General features: G+C 59.1%; 18 protein-coding genes. 10 read left to right on the top strand and 8 right to left on the bottom strand.

The annotated features are described in order from the left end of the window. Positions 1-8: 8 nt before the first annotated feature. From def to ACWIKB_RS03320, 5 genes are all read left to right on the top strand, one after another. Entirely contained in the window at positions 9-515 is a 507-nt protein-coding gene (gene def / locus ACWIKB_RS03340; protein ID WP_046056612.1) for a peptide deformylase, read from the top strand. A 70-nt stretch (positions 516-585) separates the two neighbouring features. Then, positions 586-1,545: a methionyl-tRNA formyltransferase gene (fmt, locus tag ACWIKB_RS03335; RefSeq protein ID WP_475265299.1), complete on the top strand. Its 960-nt coding sequence runs from the start codon at positions 586-588 to the stop codon at positions 1,543-1,545. Then, positions 1,542-2,852, top strand: a complete 1,311-nt coding sequence (gene rsmB / locus ACWIKB_RS03330; RefSeq protein WP_475265298.1) for a 16S rRNA (cytosine(967)-C(5))-methyltransferase RsmB — start codon at positions 1,542-1,544, stop codon at positions 2,850-2,852. The genes fmt and rsmB overlap by 4 nt, the downstream gene beginning before the upstream one ends. Before the next feature lie 23 nt (positions 2,853-2,875). Next, positions 2,876-4,249 (top strand): Trk system potassium transporter TrkA, encoded by a 1,374-nt coding sequence (trkA, locus tag ACWIKB_RS03325; protein ID WP_475265297.1) that lies wholly within the window; start codon positions 2,876-2,878, stop codon positions 4,247-4,249. Between the two features lie 174 nt (positions 4,250-4,423). Next, on the top strand, positions 4,424-4,741 hold the full coding sequence (locus tag ACWIKB_RS03320) for a tetratricopeptide repeat protein (protein WP_475265396.1): 318 nt from the start codon (positions 4,424-4,426) through the stop codon (positions 4,739-4,741). Here the strand turns inward: ACWIKB_RS03320 and ACWIKB_RS03315 are convergent, their stop codons facing one another. From ACWIKB_RS03315 to tag, 3 genes are all read right to left on the bottom strand, one after another. Further along, on the bottom strand, positions 4,742-4,984 hold the full coding sequence (locus ACWIKB_RS03315; protein WP_475265296.1) for a PilZ domain-containing protein: 243 nt from the start codon (positions 4,982-4,984) through the stop codon (positions 4,742-4,744). Positions 4,985-5,150: 166 nt separating this feature from the next. Continuing rightward, a complete protein-coding gene (locus tag ACWIKB_RS03310) occupies positions 5,151-6,038 on the bottom strand; it encodes a lysophospholipid acyltransferase (RefSeq protein WP_475265295.1) in 888 nt (295 codons plus the stop codon). Between the two features lie 40 nt (positions 6,039-6,078). Further along, positions 6,079-6,636, bottom strand: a complete 558-nt coding sequence (gene tag / locus ACWIKB_RS03305; RefSeq protein WP_475265294.1) for a DNA-3-methyladenine glycosylase I — start codon at positions 6,634-6,636, stop codon at positions 6,079-6,081. An 81-nt stretch (positions 6,637-6,717) separates the two neighbouring features. Between tag and glyQ the strand changes: the two genes are divergently transcribed. The 4 genes from glyQ to ACWIKB_RS03285 all read left to right on the top strand — a co-directional run bounded on the left by glyQ (position 6,718) and on the right by ACWIKB_RS03285 (position 11,123). Beyond that, on the top strand, positions 6,718-7,671 hold the full coding sequence (gene glyQ / locus ACWIKB_RS03300) for a glycine--tRNA ligase subunit alpha (RefSeq protein ID WP_008155694.1): 954 nt from the start codon (positions 6,718-6,720) through the stop codon (positions 7,669-7,671). Next, positions 7,668-9,722 carry a glycine--tRNA ligase subunit beta gene (glyS, locus tag ACWIKB_RS03295; RefSeq protein WP_475265293.1) on the top strand — a complete coding sequence of 685 codons (2,055 nt, stop codon included), beginning with the start codon at positions 7,668-7,670 and terminating at the stop codon, positions 9,720-9,722. Before glyQ ends, glyS begins: the two co-directional genes overlap by 4 nt. Before the next feature lie 6 nt (positions 9,723-9,728). Beyond that, a complete protein-coding gene (gene gmhB / locus ACWIKB_RS03290) occupies positions 9,729-10,262 on the top strand; it encodes a D-glycero-beta-D-manno-heptose 1,7-bisphosphate 7-phosphatase (RefSeq protein ID WP_475265292.1) in 534 nt (177 codons plus the stop codon). 81 nt (positions 10,263-10,343) lie between these two features. Continuing rightward, on the top strand, positions 10,344-11,123 hold the full coding sequence (locus ACWIKB_RS03285) for a lysophospholipid acyltransferase family protein (RefSeq protein WP_475265291.1): 780 nt from the start codon (positions 10,344-10,346) through the stop codon (positions 11,121-11,123). A gap of 171 nt (positions 11,124-11,294) precedes the next feature. Here ACWIKB_RS03285 and ACWIKB_RS03280 read toward each other — a convergent pair whose 3' ends face one another. Continuing rightward, the gene (locus ACWIKB_RS03280) at positions 11,295-12,824 is read right to left on the bottom strand and encodes a sensor histidine kinase (RefSeq protein ID WP_475265290.1); all 1,530 of its coding nucleotides are present in this window, start codon (positions 12,822-12,824) and stop codon (positions 11,295-11,297) included. A 176-nt stretch (positions 12,825-13,000) separates the two neighbouring features. Here ACWIKB_RS03280 and ACWIKB_RS03275 point away from each other — a divergent pair, with 176 nt between their 5' ends. After that, the gene (locus tag ACWIKB_RS03275; RefSeq protein WP_475265289.1) at positions 13,001-13,720 is read left to right on the top strand and encodes a response regulator transcription factor; all 720 of its coding nucleotides are present in this window, start codon (positions 13,001-13,003) and stop codon (positions 13,718-13,720) included. 143 nt (positions 13,721-13,863) lie between these two features. Here ACWIKB_RS03275 and gyrB read toward each other — a convergent pair whose 3' ends face one another. From gyrB to dnaA, 4 genes are read right to left on the bottom strand one after another with little or no spacing between them, the layout of a single operon-like run. Next, complete coding sequence (gene gyrB, locus ACWIKB_RS03270) at positions 13,864-16,287, bottom strand: DNA topoisomerase (ATP-hydrolyzing) subunit B (RefSeq protein ID WP_213937699.1); 2,424 nt, start codon at positions 16,285-16,287, stop codon at positions 13,864-13,866. Between the two features lie 5 nt (positions 16,288-16,292). Continuing rightward, complete coding sequence (gene recF, locus ACWIKB_RS03265) at positions 16,293-17,396, bottom strand: DNA replication/repair protein RecF (RefSeq protein WP_123515478.1); 1,104 nt, start codon at positions 17,394-17,396, stop codon at positions 16,293-16,295. A gap of 20 nt (positions 17,397-17,416) precedes the next feature. After that, positions 17,417-18,520 (bottom strand): DNA polymerase III subunit beta, encoded by a 1,104-nt coding sequence (gene dnaN, locus ACWIKB_RS03260; protein ID WP_149418954.1) that lies wholly within the window; start codon positions 18,518-18,520, stop codon positions 17,417-17,419. Positions 18,521-18,559: 39 nt separating this feature from the next. After that, positions 18,560-20,080, bottom strand: coding sequence for a chromosomal replication initiator protein DnaA (gene dnaA, locus ACWIKB_RS03255; RefSeq protein ID WP_475265288.1), 1,521 nt, complete (start codon positions 20,078-20,080; stop codon positions 18,560-18,562). Positions 20,081-20,262: the final 182 nt, after the last annotated feature.

Genomic DNA, 20,262 nt, shown 5'->3' with positions numbered 1-20,262 from the left:
TTAAGCTTATGGCCATTTTAGACATCCTCGAATTCCCCGACTCGCGCCTGCGCACTATCGCCAAACCTGTGGCCGTAGTGGACGACGAAGTGCGTCAGTTGGTCGATGATATGTTTGAAACAATGTATGAAGCGCCAGGCATCGGCCTCGCCGCGACCCAGGTCAACGTGCACAAACGTATCGTCGTGATGGACCTCTCCGAAGACCGCAGCGAACCGCGGGTGTTCATCAACCCCGAGTTCGAAACCCTGACTGACGAGATGGAGCAGTATCAGGAAGGCTGCCTCTCGGTGCCGGGCTTCTACGAAAACGTCGACCGCCCGCAGAAGGTCAAGATCAAGGCCCTGGACCGCGACGGCCAACCTTACGAACTGATCGCCGAAGGCCTGCTCGCCGTGTGCATCCAGCACGAATGCGACCACCTCAACGGCAAGTTGTTCGTCGATTACCTGTCCAATCTCAAACGTGACCGAATCAAGAAGAAACTGGAAAAGCTCCATCGCCAGAACGCTTGATGCCCTCCTTTCAAAGGCTTGCCGCGGCAAGCCTTTTTCTTTTCAGACTGCTTTGTAATTGAGAGCTTCCATGACTGAGCCACTGCGCATCGTCTTTGCCGGCACCCCGGAATTCGCCGCCGAACACCTCAAGGCCCTGCTCGACAGCCCTTACGAGATCGTCGCGGTCTACACCCAGCCGGACCGTCCGGCGGGTCGCGGGCAAAAACTGATGCCGAGCCCGGTCAAGCAGTTGGCTCTGGAAAACGACATCCCGGTACTGCAACCGCCGACCCTGCGCAACGAAGATGCCCAGGCTGAACTGGCCGCACTGAAGCCAGATTTGCTGGTGGTGGTCGCCTACGGCCTGATCCTGCCGCAAGTGGTGCTGGACATTCCGCGCCTGGGTTGCATTAACAGCCACGCCTCGTTGCTGCCACGTTGGCGCGGAGCGGCACCGATCCAGCGCGCCGTCGAAGCGGGCGACAGCGAAAGCGGCGTGACCGTGATGCGCATGGAACTGGGCCTCGACACCGGGCCGATGCTGTTGAAAGTCATCACGCCGATCACCGGCGATGACACTGGCGGCAGCCTCCACGACCGTCTGGCGGAAATGGGCCCGCCGGCCGTGATTCAAGCGATTGCCGGCCTCGCCGCAGGCACGCTGGAAGGCGAAGTGCAGGACGACAGCCTCGCCACTTACGCGCACAAATTGAACAAAGACGAAGCACGCATCGACTGGAGCCGTCCGGCGGTTGAGCTGGAACGCCTGGTCCGGGCCTTCAACCCATGGCCAATCACCCACAGCACCTTGAGCGGCGAAGCGCTGAAGGTATTGGCCGCAAGCCTCGCCGAAGGGCAGGGTGCACCGGGGGAAATCCTCAGCGCCAGCAAAGACGGCTTGATCGTCGCTTGCGGTGAGCAAGCACTGTGCCTGACCCGTCTGCAATTGCCCGGCGGCAAGGCGCTGAACTTCAGTGACCTGTTCAACAGCCGTCGTGAGAAATTCGCCGTCGGCACTGTGCTCGGTCAAGTGGCGGACGCTCAATGAACCCGCGTCTGGCCGCCGCCAAGGCACTTGCCGCAGTCCTGAACGGAAAAGCCTCGCTCAATAGTTCATTGCCGACACAAATGGACAAGGTTGAAGACCGTGATCGCGGCTTCACCCAAGACCTGGCGTTCGGCACCGCGCGTTGGCAGCCGCGTTTGTCGGCACTGGCAGCGAAGTTGTTGCAGAAGCCGTTCAAAGCCGCTGATGCCGATGTCGAGGCGTTGTTGCTGGTCGGTCTCTATCAACTGCTCTACACCCGCGTCCCGGCCCACGCCGCCATCGGCGAAACCGTCGGTTGCGCCGACAAGCTGAAAAAGCCCTGGGCCAAAGCCTTGCTCAACGCCGTGCTGCGCCGCGCCCAACGGGAAAGCGAAGCGCTGCTGGCGGAGCTGGAGCACGACCCGGTGGTGCGCACTGCCCACCCGCGCTGGCTGCAAAAATCCCTGAAGGCGTTCTGGCCTGAGCAGTGGGAAGCCATTTGCGCGGCGAACAACGCGCATCCGCCGATGATTCTGCGGGTCAACCGTCGCCATCAAACCCGCGACGCGTATCTCGGCTTGCTGAGCGACGCGGGCATCGCCGCCAACCCATGCGTTTACAGCCGCGACGGCATCATCCTCGACGCTGCCGCCGACGTACGCAGCCTGCCGGGTTTTGCCGAAGGCTGGATCAGCGTGCAGGACGAAGCTGCGCAACTGGCCGCCGACTTGCTGGACCTGGCGCCGGGCCAACGCGTGCTGGACGCCTGCTGTGCACCGGGCGGCAAGACCTGCCACATCCTTGAAGCCGAGCCTGGGTTGGCCGGTGTGGTGGCGGTGGACCTGGAAGCCAAGCGTCTGGTGCGGGTGCGGGAAAACCTCGCGCGCCTGGGCCTGAGCGCTGAACTGATCGCCGCCGACGGCCGCGACACCGCGACCTGGTGGGACGGCAAACCGTTCCAGCGCATCCTGCTGGACGCGCCATGCTCGGCCACCGGCGTGATCCGTCGTCACCCGGACATCAAGTTGACGCGCCAACCGGACGACATCGCCGCGCTCGCAGTACTGCAAGGCGAACTGCTCGACGCCATGTGGATAACTCTGGAGGTCGGCGGGATTCTGCTTTACGCCACCTGCTCGACATTGCCGACCGAGAACACCGAAGTCATCGAAGCCTTCCTCGCCCGCACGCCGGGCGCCCGTGAGCTGGACCTCGCCACCACGGCCGGGATCAAGCAGCCCCATGGTCGCCAATTGCTGGCCCAGCAAGGCGGTCATGACGGGTTCTACTACGCCAAGCTGATAAAGATCGCCGCTGCGCGCGGTTAAACGGATTTCAAGGGAGTGACTGGATGAAAATCATCATCCTCGGCGCAGGGCAGGTCGGCGGTTCGCTGGCGGAACACTTGGCCAGTGAAGCCAACGACATCACCGTGGTCGACACCGATGGCGAACGCCTGCGCGACCTCGGTGATCGGCTGGATATCCGCACTGTGCAGGGCCGCGCGTCGTTCCCGACCGTGCTGCGCCAGGCCGGCGCCGACGATGCCGATATGCTGGTCGCCGTGACCAACAGCGACGAAACCAACATGGTCGCCTGCCAGGTCGCCCACACCCTGTTCCACACCCCGACCAAGATCGCTCGGGTTCGCGAAGCCGCGTACCTGACGCGCGGCGGGCTGTTCAACAATGACGCGATCCCGGTGGACGTGCTGATCAGCCCGGAACAAGTGGTCACCAACTACATCAAGCGCCTGATCGAACACCCCGGCGCCTTGCAGGTGATCGATTTCGCCGAAGGCAAAGCCCAACTGGTGGCGGTGAAGGCTTATTACGGCGGGCCGCTGGTGGGTCAGCAACTGCGGCAGTTGCGCGAACACATGCCGAATGTCGAAACCCGCGTAGCGGCGATTTTTCGCCGTGACCGACCGATCCTGCCCCAGGGCGATACGGTTATCGAGGCCGACGACGAGGTGTTTTTCATCGCCGCCAAAGCGAATATTCGCGCGGTGATGAGCGAAATGCGCCGTCTCGATGAAACCTACAAACGCATCGTCATTGCCGGCGGCGGGCAGATCGGTGAACGTCTGGCCGAGGCCATCGAAAGCCGTTACCAAGTGAAGATCATCGAGATGAACCCGGCGCGCTGCCGCTACCTCTCGGACACCCTCGACAGCACCGTGGTGTTGCAGGGCAGCGCGTCGGACCGCGATTTGCTGCTGGAAGAGAACATTGCCGACGCGGATATCTTCCTGGCCCTGACCAACGATGACGAAGCGAACATCATGTCGTCGTTGCTGGCCAAGCGCCTGGGCGCGAAGAAGGTGATGACGATCATCAACAACCCGGCTTACGTGGACCTGATCCAGGGCGGCGACATCGACATCGCCATCAGCCCGCAACTGGCGACCATCGGCACACTGCTGGCCCACGTGCGTCGCGGCGATATCGTCAGCGTGCACTCACTGCGCCGGGGCGCGGCGGAAGCCATCGAGGCGATTGCCCATGGCGATGCGAAGTCGAGCAAGGTGATTGGCAAGGCGATCGAGAACATCGGTTTGCCGCCGGGCACCACGATTGGCGCGATCATTCGTGATGAAGAAGTGATCATCGCCCACGACGATACGGTGATCGCGGCGGGGGATCATGTGATTCTGTTCCTTGTGGATAAAAAGCATATTCGGGATGTGGAGAAGTTGTTTCATGTCGGGTTGAGCTTCTTTTGATCCAGCATTTGCGTTGACTGGACTGACCTCTTCGCGAGCAAGCCCGCTCCCACAGGGGATCTCGGTCGTACACAAAACTGTGGCCACTGAATATCCACTGTGGGAGCGGGCTTGCTCGCGAAAGCAATCTCACAGAATCAGATGAACCCCTGACACACCTCAACAAGGAATCCACTGATGATCGAATCCCTGGAAAAAATGCTCGCCAAGGGTGTGGATAACTCATTGCTGCGCTTCGGCTTGGGCAAGGGTTATCTGGATCTTGGGGAAAACGCCAAGGCCGCCGAGCATTTCCAGCGCTGCGTCGAATTCGATCCGAAGTATTCGGCGGCCTGGAAACTGCTGGGCAAGGCGCATCTGGCGCTGGCGGATTTTGCCGCCGCGCGGCAGGCCTGGGAGCGAGGTCTGGAAGCCGCCCGCGCCCATGGCGACAAGCAGGCGGAGAAGGAAATGACGGTGTTTCTGAAGAAGCTTGAACGTCAGGCTCATTGATTAGAGATAACGCAGGCCAATCCCTTCGGCATCCACCAGCACCACTTCCATGCGCACTCGCGGCGCGCCGCCTGTGGGTAAGTCTTGCACCTGACCGTAGACCACCGCGCCCTTGGGCAAAGCCGACAGGCTCGGGTGTTTCACGTAGACGCCCGTCGTCGACAGGTTACGGGTTTGCCCCAGACACTCACCGAAGCTTTCGTGGCTGATCTTGATGCGAAATGATTTGCGGTGTTCGGACATCTTCTGCGCCCTTGCTGAACGTGTTGTGGATAACCTGAACCTGTAGGAGCGAGGCTTGCCCGCGAAGGCGATATTACATCCGGCATCAATGTTGAATGTAATGGCCTCTTCGCGGGCAAGCCTCGCACCTACAAGGGCAGGTTATCCACAGATCGTGCCATTTATGTCAGTACCAGCGTTCTTCACCCGGTGGACGCTTCTTGAAGCGCTTCATGCTCCACATGTACTGGCTCGGATACGCGCCGACGTAGCGTTCCACAACTTTGCTCATCGCCGCGCAAGACGTCTCGGTATCCGTGCTGTACATGGCTTCCGGCGCGGCTTCGAGGATGACTTTGTACCCTGAACCATCCGGCAACCGCAGGGCATGCAGGAACACACCGACTGCTTTGCCGCCCGCCAACATGTTCGGCACGAATTTGCTGGTCAGCGCCTGAGTGGCAAAAAACGGCACGAAGATCCCGGCGGATTCGGCCGGTTCCGGGTCAGCGGGGATGCCCACCGCACCACCTTTGCGCACTTCCTTGATCACACTGAGGATGCCTTCCTTGGTTGAGGCCGCCACGCGGTTGCCCAATTGCACCCGTTGCTTGCGCAGCAAATCATCCACAGCCTTCAATTTCGGCGGACGATAGAAAATGATCGGTTTGCACTGGTTGCAATAGAAGTGGTTCAACACTTCCCAGTTGCCCAGGTGACTGGTGATGCCGACCACGCCTTTGCCGGACGCCAGCGCATCCTTCAACACGTCGAGGCCTTCGACTTCGCGCACCAGGTCGATGGAACGCTGGGCCGGCCAGATCCAGGCGCAGGCGCTTTCGGTCAGGGACTTGCCGATGTCTTTCAGGCTCTGGCCCACCAGACGCTCGCGTTCGGCGGCATCCATGTCCGGGAAACACTTGGCCAGGTTGATCCGCACCACGTCGCGGGAACGGTTGGGGGTTTTCCACATGACCCAGCCAATCGCCGAGCCCACCGCTTGCACTGCTCGCCACGGAAGCAAGGCAAACAGCCGCAGAGCGCCTACCAGCAAGGCGCCTTTAAACTTATCCACAGGTCACTCCTGATCTTGTGCTGTGTGCGAGGCGGCCATTCTAACCGCCGTTCGCCAGCGTCGCGTAGCGATCGCAATCCTGGGTGTGGTCCATGACCATGCCCGAGGCCTGCATCAGCGCATAACAGATGGTCGGGCCGACGAAGGTGAAACCGGCCTTCTTCAGGCCTTTGCTCATCTCTACGGCAACCGGCGTGACCGCCGGCACTTCGCTGCGATCCTTGAAATGATTGATCACCGGTTTGTCGCCGACGAAGGACCAGAGAAACTTCACCGGGTCCTCCAGCGCCAGCCAGGCCTGGGCATTGCGCCGGGCCGCGTTGAGTTTGAGGCGATTGCGGATGATCCCGGGGTCGAGCATCAATTCATCGATTTCGGCGTCGCTCATCTGCGCCACGCGCTGTACGTCGAAGCCGAACAACACCTCGCGATAACGCTCACGTTTACGCAGCACAGTGATCCATGAGAGGCCGGCCTGGAACCCTTCGAGCAAAAGCAACTCGAACAATCCCTGCGCATCGCGTAGCGGCGTGCCCCACTCCTGATCGTGATAAGCCATGTACAGCGGATCTTCGGAACACCAAAAGCAGCGTGGCATAAGGCTCCAGGGGGCGTGCGCAGCAACGAATCGGGTATACTCCCGCTCTTTAAATCGCAGCCCAAGAAACAGGTGAATTTCGTGAGCCAGCCTACGCCAGCCGTGCGTACCTTCCAAGACTTGATCCTCGCGCTCCAGCAATACTGGGCCGAGCAAGGTTGCGTGGTACTTCAGCCCTACGATATGGAAGTAGGCGCCGGCACTTTCCACACAGCCACGTTTCTGCGCGCCATCGGCCCGGAAACCTGGAACGCCGCTTATGTGCAGCCCAGTCGTCGCCCGACTGACGGCCGCTACGGCGAAAACCCGAACCGTCTGCAGCACTACTATCAGTTCCAGGTAGTCCTGAAGCCGAACCCGGACAACTTCCAGGAACTGTACCTGGGCTCTCTCAAGCACGTCGGCCTGGACCCATTGGTCCACGACATTCGCTTCGTCGAAGACAACTGGGAATCGCCGACACTGGGCGCCTGGGGTCTGGGCTGGGAAGTCTGGCTCAACGGCATGGAAGTGACGCAGTTCACTTACTTCCAGCAAGCGGGCGGCATCGAGTGCTACCCGGTGACCGGCGAGATCACTTACGGTCTGGAACGTCTGGCCATGTACTTGCAAGGCGTGGACTCGGTCTACGACCTGGTCTGGGCTGACGGTCCGATGGGCAAAGTGACTTACGGCGACGTGTTCCACCAGAACGAAGTCGAGCAATCGACCTACAACTTCGAACACGCCAACGTCGAGAAGCTGTTCGAGCTGTTCGATTTCTACGAAAGCGAAGCCAAGCGCCTGATCGAACTCGACCAGCCGCTGCCATTGCCAAGCTACGAAATGGTGTTGAAGGCCTCCCATACCTTCAACCTACTGGATGCGCGCCGGGCAATCTCCGTGACTGCGCGTCAGCAATACATTCTGCGTGTTCGCACCCTGGCGCGTTCCGTTGCGCAAGCCTACCTGCTGGCTCGCGCCAAGCTGGGCTTCCCGATGGCGACCCCGGACCTGCGTGATGAAGTGTTGGCTAAGCTGGAGGCTGCACAATGAGTGCTCTGGATTTCCTGGTTGAATTGGGCACCGAAGAACTGCCACCCAAAGCCCTGAACACCCTGGCCGACGCGTTCCTGGCCGGTATCGACAAGGGCCTGCAAGCTGCCGGCCTGAACTACGAAGCCAAAACCGTCTACGCCGCACCGCGTCGCCTGGCCGTGCTGATCACCGCGCTGGCCACCCAGCAACCGGATCGCAGCATCAACCTCGACGGCCCGCCACGTCAGGCCGCGTTCGATGCCGACGGCAACCCGACTCAAGCAGCCCTGGGCTTCGCCAAGAAGTGCGGCGTCGACCTGAGCGAAATCGATCAGAGCGGTCCGAAACTGCGTTACAGCCAGAGCATCGCCGGCAAGCCGACTGCGAGCCTGCTGCCGACCATCGTTGAAGATTCCTTGAACGACTTGCCGATCCCGAAGCGCATGCGCTGGGGTGCTCGCAAAGAAGAATTCGTTCGTCCGACCCAGTGGCTGGTCATGCTGCTCGGTGACCAGGTCATCGATTGCACGATCCTCGCCCAGAAGGCTGGCCGTGACTCCCGTGGTCACCGCTTCCATCACCCGGAAAGCGTACGCATCACCGCACCGGCCAACTACCTGGCCGACCTGCGTGGCGCTTACGTCCTGGCCGATGCCAACGAGCGTCGCGCGCTGATCAGCAAGCGCACCGAAGAGCTGGCGACGATGCAGGAAGGCACTGCCATCGTTCCTCCGGCCTTGCTCGACGAAGTGACCGCGCTGGTTGAATGGCCGGTGCCGCTGGTGTGCTCGTTCGAGGAACGTTTCCTCGATGTGCCGCAAGAAGCCCTGATCACCACCATGCAGGACAACCAGAAGTACTTCTGCCTGCTGGATGCCGACGGCAAGTTGCTGCCACGTTTCATTACCGTGGCCAACATCGAAAGCAAAGACCCGCAGCAGATCATCGCCGGTAACGAGAAAGTGGTTCGCCCACGCCTGACCGACGCCGAGTTCTTCTTCAAGCAAGACAAGAAGCAGAAACTCGAAGACTTCAACCTGCGCCTGCAAAACGTGGTGTTCCAGGAAAAACTCGGCAGCGTCTACGACAAGGCCGAACGCGTTTCCAAACTGGCCGCATACATCGCGCAACGCATTGGCGGCAACGCAGCCTGGGCCTCCCGTGCCGGCCTGCTGTCCAAGTGCGACCTGGCGACCGAGATGGTTGGTGAGTTCCCGGAGATGCAAGGTGTCGCCGGTTACTACTACGCCCTCAACGACGGCGAGCCGGAAGAAGTCGCCCTGGCGCTGAACGAGCAGTACATGCCGCGCGGTGCCGGTGCTGAACTGCCGACCACCCTGACCGGTGCGGCCGTGGCGATCGCTGACAAGCTCGACACTCTGGTCGGCATCTTCGGTATCGGCATGCTGCCAACCGGCAGCAAAGACCCGTACGCCCTGCGCCGTGCTGCACTCGGTGTGTTGCGCATCCTGATCGACAAGAAACTCGACCTTGACCTGAACGACGCCGTGGCCTTCGCCGTGAACGCGTTCGGCGCCAAGATCAAGGCTGCCGGCCTCAACGAGTCGGTGCTGGAATTCATCTTCGACCGTCTGCGTGCCCGTTACGAAGACGAAGGTGTAGACGTCGCGACTTACTTGTCGGTACGTGCCCTGAAGCCGGGATCGGCGCTGGACTTCGATCAGCGTGTTCAAGCCGTTCAAGCGTTCCGCAAGTTACCGGAAGCTGCCGCACTGGCCGCCGTGAACAAGCGCGTTTCGAACTTGCTGAGCAAGGCCGAAGGCTCGATCCCGTCGGTGGTGGAAGCCAAGTACTTCGACAACGCCAACGAGTTCTCCCTGTACTCGGCGATCCAGCAGGCTGACCAGGCTGTCCAGCCGATGGCCGCTGCCCGTCAGTACAGCGAATCCCTGGCGCGTCTGGCTGCCTTGCGCGAGCCCGTGGACGCATTCTTCGAAGCCGTGATGGTCAACGCGGATGACGCCAAAGTGCGCGCCAACCGTTATGCACTGCTGTCGCGTCTGCGTGGGCTGTTCCTCGGCGTCGCCGATATTTCGCTGCTGGGGTAAGACTGTTTGAAACTGCTGATTCTCGATCGGGACGGGGTGATCAACTATGACTCCGACGCTTACATCAAGTCGGTGGAGGAGTGGATTCCGCTCCCCGGTTCGATCGAAGCCATCGCGCAGTTGAGCAAGGCCGGCTGGACGGTGGCAGTCGCTACCAACCAGTCGGGCATCGCTCGCGGCTATTACGACATCGCCACCCTGGACGCCATGCACGAGCGCCTGCGCTCGCTGGTGGCGGAGCAGGGCGGTGAAGTCGGGCTGATCGTCTATTGCCCCCATGGGCCGGACGAAGGTTGCGATTGCCGCAAGCCAAAACCCGGGATGTTGGAAACCATCGCCGCGCATTACAACGTATCGCTGACTAATCTATGGTTTGTCGGCGACAGTCTCGGTGACCTGGAAGCCGCCAAAGCCGTCGATTCTCAGCCAGTTTTGGTAAAGACCGGGAAAGGCGAAAAGACTCTGGGTAAAACCCTACCGGTAGGCACCTTGATTTTTGACGATCTGGCGGCGATTGCCGCAGAACTTATCCACAATTAGAGCGTTTCGAGATTCCTGACCAAGGATTGATCGGGATTGCGCTTTATATAGACGGGCAGAGCCCGCACGGTAAACGTCACCATGTCGATACTGCAGGCCATCAGAACGTTCCTCTTCTATCTGTTGCTGGGCACCAGCTCTTTGCTTTGGTGCAGCCTGAGCTTTTTCATCGCGCCTTTTCTGCCATTCAAGGCCCGATATCGCTTCATTAATGTGTACTGGTGCCGCTGCGCCTTATGGCTGAGCAAAGTGTTTCTGGGCATCACTTACGAAATCAAAGGCGCCGAAAACGTGCCTGACCAGCCCTGCGTGATTCAATCGAACCACCAGAGCACCTGGGAGACATTCTTTCTCTCCGCTTACTTCGAACCGTTGAGCCAGGTCCTCAAGCGTTCATTGTTGTTCGTGCCGTTCTTCGGTTGGGCGATGGCCATGCTGCGACCAATCGCCATCGACCGCGACAACCCGAAAGCCGCGCTCAAGCATGTGGCGAAAAAGGGCGATGAGTTGCTGAAGGATGGCGTCTGGGTGCTGATCTTCCCGGAAGGCACTCGCGTTCCCTACGGCACCGTCGGCAAGTTCTCGCGCGGCGGAAGCGCTTTGGCGGTCAACGCCGAACTTCCGGTGCTGCCAATTGCACACAATGCGGGCAAGTTCTGGCCGAAAACCGGTTGGGCAAAGAAGCAGGGCGTGATCACTGTGATCATCGGTGAGCCGATGTACGCCGAGGGCAGTGGACCGCGAGCCGTTGCCGCATTGAACGATCGGGTTCAGGCCTGGAATGAGCAGATGCAACGGGATATGGGTTCGTTACCACCGGCGCCTCAAGCACCCGCCGAGACTGATCAGGTGGCTGTCTGAGATTCTGTGGATAACCTGTGTACCGTTTTGTTGAAAAGCGTCGAATTTAGTTTGTAAGCTTATGATTTATATACATATTTATTAAGCTCATAAAATTCCGAAAAAGGTGCATAAGTTTTTTTCGGACGTAAAAAAACCGGCTGATATAGCCGGTTTTTTTATGCCCGCGTTTTATTCATCCAGCAGAGGGAAATGAAGGCTGAAACAGGTGCCTTTACCGACCTCACTTTGACATTCGATCCGGCCGTCGTGGTGATCCACCACAGCCTTGACCATCGACAATCCCAGCCCAATACCATCGATGCCTTGAGCCGAAGTAAACCGGCGATATTGGCTAAACAGCTCAGGTAATTCGTCGGCAGCGATGCCTTTGCCCTGATCGGTCAACTCACACGTAAGCCAACCCTTGCTGCAACTGACTTGCAAGCTGATACGGGTACCGGAGTCGCTGTACTTGATGGCGTTCTCCAGCAGATTGAACAACGCGCGAGTCAGCAGTCCCTGATCCGCCATGATCAAGCTTTCCTGGGCATCGTCCTCCAGATGATGGACCAACTCGATCTGCTTCAACTGCGCAATGCTCAGGGCCTGGTCGAAGACATCCAGCACCAGCATCGCGAACAGGCTTGGCTGAAATTCATAGGCCTCAGACTCGGCCCTGGCCAACAGCACGAAGCCATCCGTTAGGTCCAAAGCCCTGCGCACCTGACGCTCAATCTGATCGAACAACTGCGTGTCGCCACCTACTTGGTGCCGATGCACGTCGAGCAACGCAAGGATCGCCGAATGCGGCGCCCGCAGGTCGTGGGACAAAAAGCGCAACAGCACGCCACGCTGTTCCTCGGCATCGCGTTCGACACTCAGGTCGGTGAGGCTCAGCAACCAGCCGATCGGCGTTTCTCCGTCCACCGGCAGCAATGCCGCACGTTCCAGACGCAGGCTGCGTCCCTTGATGTCTCTGAACTCCAGCAGCACCAAGGTTGATAACAGCGGGCGCGAGTTATTGAGCAGTTCCGGATAACCCAGTCGCGCCAGTTGCTCAAGAACGTCATCGCCCACAAGCTCAGCGCCGAACAAGTCCCGGGCGTTGCGGTTACCGAGCAAAATTTGGCCTTGGGGATCGCTGATCAACGTAGCGACGGGCAAATACTCCAGCCCATCGGCGATGAAGCGCCGGGTATCGCGGGTCCGGCTCATGGCTTGTTCAAGCGCCATGATTTGTCCCTGCAAATGATCGCCGGTGGGAAACTGCACACGGCGGCGTTCCGGAAATACTTTCGGTTCGTTATCCAGGCGCGCCAGCTCCCAGCCGAAATAGGCCAGTACGACACTCAGGCGCCGCCAGTTCCAGATCAGGTAACCGAACAACATACCCATCAGGCTCGCCGCCGGAGACCACCACCAACGCAGTTCTGCCAGACAGGCGCTGATCAACAGCGCGCAGCTCATGCCACCCAGCGTCAGCCACAACGCCAGACGCGGGCGCAGTAACAGCAAGCCAAGCACGCAGGCGACTAGACTGACTGACAACAACGCCCCCAGTGCTCCCGAACCATTGAGCTCACTGGACTGCGCACTGAACGAGAGCAGGGCCGTCAGAGGTAACAGGACCAGACTTATCCACACCCATTCCCTGACTAGTTGCCGAAACAAGCGCTGGACCTGAGTCGGCTCTCGGCTCTCACGGCGGCGATGGGTCATGGGGTCATCTGATAGAGGAGGGGATAGGGAATTCGGTTCATGAGTCACTGGTCTGATTGGAGTATTGAACGTGAAGAATCATAGCGGACGACGACCGACGGAGGTTTGCTTACTTTCACTCCGCCAGTCGAGCCGGTATCGTCTACCGCCCACCCGCCATCAAGGAATTGCCGCACATGCGTGTCGCGATACTGGACGATGAACCCGCCGAACTGCGCCGGGTCGAACAGACCCTGCACCAAATGGCCGAACCGGGCGAACAGCCCTGGTCATTGCACAGTTTCGAGCGCGCAGAAGACCTGTTGCGTCAGCTGCGCCGGGAAACCTTCGACCTGCTGATCCTCGACTGGCAACTGCCGGACCTCAGTGGTCTCTCACTGCTGCGCTGGACCCGCGAACACATGGACGCGCCACCCGCCGCCATTATGCTCACCAGCCGCGACGCCGAGAGCGACATCGTCCAAGCGCTGAATGCCGGGGCCGACGACTACGTCAGCAAACCGTTCCGTCCCAACGAATTGAAGGCCCGTGTCGCTGCTGTATTACGCAGGCATGGCCAGCAACGCGCGACGTCCGGCGAAGTATTGAATTTCAATGATCTGGTATTTGATGACGCCGAACTGACCGTCACCCGTGCCGGTATCCCCATCGGCATGACCGAGCGGGAGTACCGTCTGGCTCGCTGCTTGTTCACCAACTTGGGCCGGCCATTGTCCCGGGAATACCTTTATGGACGGTTCTGGAGTCATGAAGAAATGGTGTCCTCACGACCGCTGGACACTCACATTTATCGGCTGCGCAACAAGCTGGGACTGACGGCTGATCGGGGCTGGCAGTTGTTGACGATTTATGGGTATGGGTATCGGTTGGAGAGTGTGGGGTCGGTAAGCGAATAGAGATCAAACGATCGCAGCCTTCGGCAGCTCCTACTTTCGTTATACGTAGGAGTTGCCGAAGGCTGCGATCTTTTGATTTTCTGTAAACCAAAAAAAGGCCAACGCTAGTGCGTTGGCCTTTTCGTTGGCGCGCTACAACTGGATCAGAAGTCCAGGTTGGAAACCGCCAAGGCATTGCTTTCGATGAAGTCACGACGGGGTTCGACCGCATCACCCATCAGGGTGTTGAAGATCTGGTCCGCGCCAATGGCGTCTTCGATGGTCACTTTAAGCATCCGACGCTGTGCTGGGTCCATGGTGGTTTCCCACAGCTGATCCGGGTTCATCTCGCCCAGACCTTTGTATCGCTGGATGGTGTGACGCTTGGTGCTTTCAGCCATCAGCCATTCAAGGGCTTCCTTGAACTCGGTCACCGGCTTCTTGCGCTCGCCGCGCTGGATGTACGCGCCGTCGTCGAGCAAGGTGCTCAGTTGAGCGCCCAGGGAAACAACGGTTTTGTAATCATTGCTGCCGAAGAAGTCGCGGTTGAACGTGATGTAGTTCGACAGGCCGTGGGAGATCAGTTCGACCTCTGGCAGCCAGACGTTACGTTCACGGTCTTCACGCAGGCTGGCTTTGTAAACCAGGCCAGACTTCTCGACAGTACGCAGGCGAACTTCGAACTGAGCCATCCAATCCTGCATCGCTGCATGATCGGACAGTTGCTCCATGCTCACCGCTGGCAGGTAGATGAAGTGCTCGGTCAGTTCCTGTGGGTACAGGCGCGACAGACGCTTGAGGGTCTTCATTACCAGACGGAAGTCATTCACCAGGCGCTCAAGGGCAGGTCCGGAAATACCCGGAGCGTCCTCGTTCAGGTGCAGGCTCGCGTCTTCCAGAGCCGACTGCGTCATGTACTCTTCCATGGCGTCGTCGTCTTTGATGTATTGCTCTTGCTTGCCTTTCTTGACCTTGTACAGCGGCGGCTGAGCGATGTAGATGTAACCGCGCTCGATCAGCTCCGGCAACTGACGGAAGAAGAAGGTCAGCAGCAGGGTACGGATGTGAGAACCGTCGACGTCAGCATCGGTCATGATGATGATGTTGTGGTAACGCAGCTTGGCGATGTTGTACTCGTCACGGCCAATGCCGCAGCCCAGCGCGGTGATCAAGGTGCCCACTTCTTGCGAAGAGATCATCTTGTCGAAGCGCGCCTTCTCGACGTTCAGGATCTTGCCTTTCAGCGGCAGGATGGCCTGGGTGCGACGGTTGCGACCCTGCTTGGCGGAGCCGCCAGCAGAGTCACCTTCCACGAGGTACAGTTCGGAAAGGGCGGGGTCTTTTTCCTGGCAGTCAGCCAGTTTGCCCGGCAGGCCAGCGATATCCAGAGCGCCTTTACGGCGGGTCATCTCGCGGGCTTTACGCGCCGCTTCACGAGCGCGAGCCGCGTCGATCATCTTGCCGACGACCAGTTTGGCTTCGTTCGGGTTTTCCAGCAGGAAGTCCGAGAAGTACTTGCCCATTTCCTGTTCGACCGCGGTCTTCACTTCGGAAGAAACCAGCTTGTCTTTGGTCTGGGAGCTGAATTTCGGATCCGGTACTTTCACCGAAATAATCGCGGTCAAACCTTCACGGGCATCGTCACCGGTGGTGGCGACTTTGTGCTTCTTCGCCAGGCCTTCCGCTTCGATGTAGGTGTTCAGGTTACGCGTCAGTGCGGAACGGAAACCCACTAGGTGAGTACCGCCATCGCGCTGTGGAATGTTGTTGGTGAAGCACAACAGGTTCTCGTTGAAGCTGTCGTTCCACTGCAGGGCGATTTCCACGCCGATGCCGTCTTCACGCTGGATGTTGAAGTGGAACACCTGGTTGACCGGAGTCTTGTTGGTGTTCAGGTATTCAACGAATGCACGCAGTCCGCCTTCGTACTTGAACAGTTCTTCCTTGCCGCTGCGCTCATCCTTGAGGACGATGCCGACACCAGAGTTGAGGAAGGACAGTTCACGAATCCGCTTGGCCAGGATGTCCCAGCTGAAGTGGATGTTCTTGAAGGTCAGGTCGGACGGTTTGAAGTGAATCTGGGTACCGGTGGTTTCGCTTTCGCCAACGATTTTCATCGGCTCTTTCGGAACACCATGGATGTAAGTCTGTTCCCAGATCTTGCCGCTGCGGCGTACCGTGAGAACAAGCTCTTCGGACAGAGCGTTCACCACCGAGACACCTACACCGTGCAGGCCGCCGGATACTTTGTATGAGTTGTCGTCGAACTTACCGCCGGCGTGCAGCACGGTCATGATGACCTCGGCTGCCGAAACGCCTTCTTCTTTGTGCACATCTACCGGGATGCCACGACCGTTGTCACGCACGGTGATGGATTCGTCCGGGTGGATGATGATGCTGATGTCGTCGCAGTGGCCAGCGAGCGCTTCATCGATGGAGTTGTCGACTACCTCGAAGACCATGTGGTGCAGACCGCTGCCATCGTCTGTGTCACCAATGTACATACCGGGACGTTTACGGACGGCATCCAGGCCTTTCAGCACTTTAATGCTCGTTGAGTCGTAGGTATTCGTATTTTCTTCGCTCAATGCCTTCACTCCCGATGGTCGTGGGTCTGGGTGATACGGCCCTGTTCCACGTGGAACAGAGCGACTGGCGTTTCCGTCTGCCAGCCTTCCCTCAATAATTCGTGATCTACACAGGTGATAAACACCTGGCAGCGTAAGTCTTCCAGCAAACGGCAAAGCGCACGGCGGTGTTGCTCGTCCAGTTCGGACGGCAGGTCATCCACCAGATAAATACACTGGCCGCGTCGGGCCTGGCTAACCAAGTGCCCCTGGGCAATCCGCAATGCGCAGACCACCAACTTCTGCTGACCCCGGGACAGAATGTCCGCGGCGTTATGTGCGCCCAATCTAAGACGCAAGTCAGCGCGTTGTGGTCCGGCCTGGGTATGACCCATTTGCTGATCCCGCTGTAGGGACCCGGCGAGCACAGCACTCAACTCGCGGTCTTTGTCCCAACCTCGGTAATAGCTGAGCGTTAAGCCCTCAAGCTCAACCAGTTCGCTCAAGGTCTGTTCAAAGACTGGTTTCAAGGCTTTGATATAAGCGCGGCGGTATTCATCAATTTCTGCGCTGGCCTGGCACAGTTCCCTGTCCCAAACCGCTTGCGAAACGGCGTCAAGTGTACCATGCCGCAGCCAAGAGTTTCTCTGGCGCAGGGCCTTCTGCAAGCGCTGCCAAGTGGACATGAATCGCGGTTCCACGTGGAACACACCCCAGTCGAGAAACTGCCTCCGAATCTTCGGCGCACCCTCCAACAGCCGGAAGCTGTCCGGGTTGATCAACTGCAAAGGCAGGATTTCCGCCAGTTGCGCCGCGCTACGGGCGTTCTGTCCGTCGATGCGGATCTGGAACTCACCCTGGCGGTCCCGAGATATCCCCAAGGCACTATGCCCGCCCTCAGCCAATTCCACCTGACCAAATACCGTGCACGCCAATTGCTCGTACTGAATCACGGGTAAAAGCCGGCTGCTACGAAACGAACGGGCAAGCCCCAGCAGATGAATGGCTTCCAGAACACTGGTTTTGCCGCTGCCGTTGGCGCCGTAAAGAATGTTGATTCGGGGAGAGGGGGAGAAGGTCACCGGGTGCAGATTGCGCACCGCGGTGACCGAGACGCGACTTAAGGACATCTAGCTTCTGCTGAGCATGATTACAGACGCATCGGCATGACAACGTAGGCCGAGTCGTCGTTGTCGGACTCTTGCACCAGCGCACTGCTGTTGGAGTCAGACAGGATCAGGCGAACCTGCTCGGTAGTCATCACGCCCAGCACGTCGAGCAGGTAGCTCACGTTAAAGCCGATTTCCAGAGAGCCGCCGTTGTACTCAACGCCCACTTCTTCTTCCGCTTCTTCCTGCTCCGGGTTGTTAGCCTGGATCTTCAGCTGACCGTTGGCCAGTTGCAGACGAATGCCGCGGTACTTCTCGTTGGACAGAATCGCGGTACGGCTGAACGCTTCACGCAGGGCCTGGCGATCGCCAAGTACCAGCTTGTCGCCGCCCTTCGGCAGAACACGCTCGTAGTCCGGGAATTTACCGTCAACCAGTTTCGAGGTGAAGGTGAACTCGCCGGTGGTCGCACGGATGTGGTGCTGACCCAACACGATGCTGACAAGGCCGTCCGGCTCGGTCAGCAGGCGTGCCAGCTCAAGGATACCCTTGCGCGGCACGATCACCTGGTGACGATCCGGCTGACCGATATCGGCCTTCATCGAGCACATGGCCAGACGGTGACCGTCGGTAGCCACGGCGCGGATGATGCCTTCAGAAACTTCCAGCAGCATGCCGTTGAGGTAGTAACGCACGTCCTGCTGGGCCATGGCGAAGCTGGTGCGTTCGATCAAACGACGCAGTTTGCTTTGCTCAAGGCTGCAGGTCAGCGAACCCGGGCCTTCTTCGACCGTCGGAAAATCGTTGGCCGGCAAGGTCGACAGGGTGAAGCGGCTACGGCCAGCCTTCACCACGAGCTTCTGCTCATCGACCTTGATGTCGATCAGCGCGTCGTTTGGCAGGCTCTTGCAGATGTCCATCAGCTTGCGCGCAGGCACGGTGATGGAACCTGGATCAGCCGGCTCTTCGAGTTGCACACGACCGACCAGCTCGACTTCCAGGTCGGTACCGGTCAGCGACAGTTGCTGGCCTTCGACAACCAGCAGCACGTTGGAGAGCACCGGCAAGGTCTGTCGGCGCTCGACGACGCCTGCGACCAGTTGCAGGGGTTTCAACAGGGCTTCGCGTTGAATGGTGAAATGCATGGTCTAGTCCCTTGCCTTAATAAGCTGCGCTGGTGTTCATCAAGTGGTCAGTGTACGCAGCAGGTTCTTGTAGTCCTCGCGGATGTCCGCGTCGGATTCCTTAAGTTCGTTGATCTTGCGGCAGGCGTGCAAAACGGTCGTGTGGTCGCGGCCACCAAACACATCGCCGATTTCCGGCAGGCTGTGGTTAGTCAACTCTTTGGAGAGGGCCATTGCAACCTGACGCGGACGTGCGACCGAGCGCGAACGACGCTTGGACAGCAGGTCGGAGATCTTGATCTTGTAGTACTCGGCGACAGTGCGCTGAATGTTATCCACAGAGACCAGTTTGTCTTGCAGCGCCAGCAAGTCTTTCAGGGATTCGCGAATCAGCTCGATGGTGATGTCGCGGCCCATGAAGTGCGAGTGGGCGATCACGCGTTTAAGCGCGCCTTCCAGCTCACGGACGTTGGAGCGAATACGCTGGGCAATGAAGAACGCCGCATCGTGTGGCAGATCGACTTTGGCCTGGTCGGCCTTTTTCATCAGGATCGCGACGCGAGTTTCCAGCTCCGGCGGCTCGACGGCAACCGTCAGGCCCCAGCCGAAGCGGGACTTGAGGCGCTCTTCGAGGCCTTCGATTTCTTTCGGATAGCGGTCACTGGTGAGAATGACCTGCTGGCCACCTTCAAGCAGGGCGTTGAAGGTGTGGAAAAACTCTTCCTGGGAACGTTCCTTACGAGCGAAGAACTGAATGTCATCGATCAGCAACGCATCCACCGAACGGTAGAAGCGCTTGAATTCGTTGATCGCGTTCAGTTGCAGCGCCTTGACCATGTCGGCCACGAAACGCTCGGAATGCAGGTACACGACCTTGGCATTCGGGTTCTTCTTTAATAGGTGGTTACCCACAGCGTGCATCAAGTGGGTCTTACCCAAGCCAACGCCACCATAAAGGAAGAGCGGGTTGTAACCGTGCTTGGGATTGTCCGCCACTTGCCAGGCCGCAGCCCGGGCCAGCTGGTTGGACTTACCTTCGACGAAGTTCTCGAAGGTAAAGGTGCGGTTCAGGTAGCTGGTGTGCTTGAGCGCGCCTTCAACCTGCACGGTACGCTGTTCGGCGCGGACCGGGGCCTGTTGCGAACTGGCGCCGGCCATCGGATCGAAGCTGTCGCGGGACGGCTCTTCACTGACTTCGGCAACTTTTTGGGTTGCACGCTTGGTCTGTGTAGCGACCGGGGCCGGCGCAGGTGCGCTGGCCGGTGCTTGAGCGGCCTGAGCCTGGGAGGCAGCGGCGGCCAGCGGGGCATTGGGTGCCGCGCGCGGTGCCGAACTGCGTTTGCTGCCTATTAATAAGGAAAGCGCCGGCGCCATGCCGTTGCCGTGCTCATCCAGCAGTTCGAGGACGCGGCCCAGGTACTTTTCGTTGACCCAGTCGAGAACAAAACGATTCGGTGCGTAGACACGCAACTCGTCGCCTTCGGCTTCGACCTGTAGTGGACGGATCCAAGTGTTGAATTGTTGGGCAGGCAGCTCATCGCGCAAAAGCTCCACGCACTGCTGCCAAAGTTCCACTGACACGGATATCCCCTAAGTTGAAAGCCGGTGAGGCAAAAACAAGCGGCCATTGTAGCGGCCAGCCGCCCACTTATCCACATGCAGGTTGCGCACAGACCATGAATTATCAATGCGTTAACCACCAAAAAGGTGACCAGCGGTATGTGCATAAGCTCTGTGGATAACCGCCCATGAGGGCACTGGAC

This window comes from Pseudomonas sp. 5Vm1k, from assembly GCF_056161485.1.
This window is presented reverse-complemented; position numbering and strand designations above follow the sequence as displayed.

Bases quoted from the DNA above. Each gene is read 5' to 3' on its own strand.
- def (WP_046056612.1), top strand. From the start codon at position 9: ATGGCCATTTTAGACATCCTCGAATTCCCCGACTCGCGCCTGCGCACT.
- fmt (WP_475265299.1), top strand. From the start codon at position 586: ATGACTGAGCCACTGCGCATCGTCTTTGCCGGCACCCCGGAATTCGCC.
- rsmB (WP_475265298.1), top strand. From the start codon at position 1,542: ATGAACCCGCGTCTGGCCGCCGCCAAGGCACTTGCCGCAGTCCTGAAC.
- trkA (WP_475265297.1), top strand. From the start codon at position 2,876: ATGAAAATCATCATCCTCGGCGCAGGGCAGGTCGGCGGTTCGCTGGCG.
- ACWIKB_RS03315 (WP_475265296.1), bottom strand. From the start codon at position 4,984: ATGTCCGAACACCGCAAATCATTTCGCATCAAGATCAGCCACGAAAGC.
- tag (WP_475265294.1), bottom strand. From the start codon at position 6,636: ATGCCACGCTGCTTTTGGTGTTCCGAAGATCCGCTGTACATGGCTTAT.
- glyS (WP_475265293.1), top strand. From the start codon at position 7,668: ATGAGTGCTCTGGATTTCCTGGTTGAATTGGGCACCGAAGAACTGCCA.
- ACWIKB_RS03285 (WP_475265291.1), top strand. From the start codon at position 10,344: ATGTCGATACTGCAGGCCATCAGAACGTTCCTCTTCTATCTGTTGCTG.
- ACWIKB_RS03280 (WP_475265290.1), bottom strand. From the start codon at position 12,824: ATGACCCATCGCCGCCGTGAGAGCCGAGAGCCGACTCAGGTCCAGCGC.
- ACWIKB_RS03275 (WP_475265289.1), top strand. From the start codon at position 13,001: ATGCGTGTCGCGATACTGGACGATGAACCCGCCGAACTGCGCCGGGTC.
- recF (WP_123515478.1), bottom strand. From the start codon at position 17,396: ATGTCCTTAAGTCGCGTCTCGGTCACCGCGGTGCGCAATCTGCACCCG.
- dnaN (WP_149418954.1), bottom strand. From the start codon at position 18,520: ATGCATTTCACCATTCAACGCGAAGCCCTGTTGAAACCCCTGCAACTG.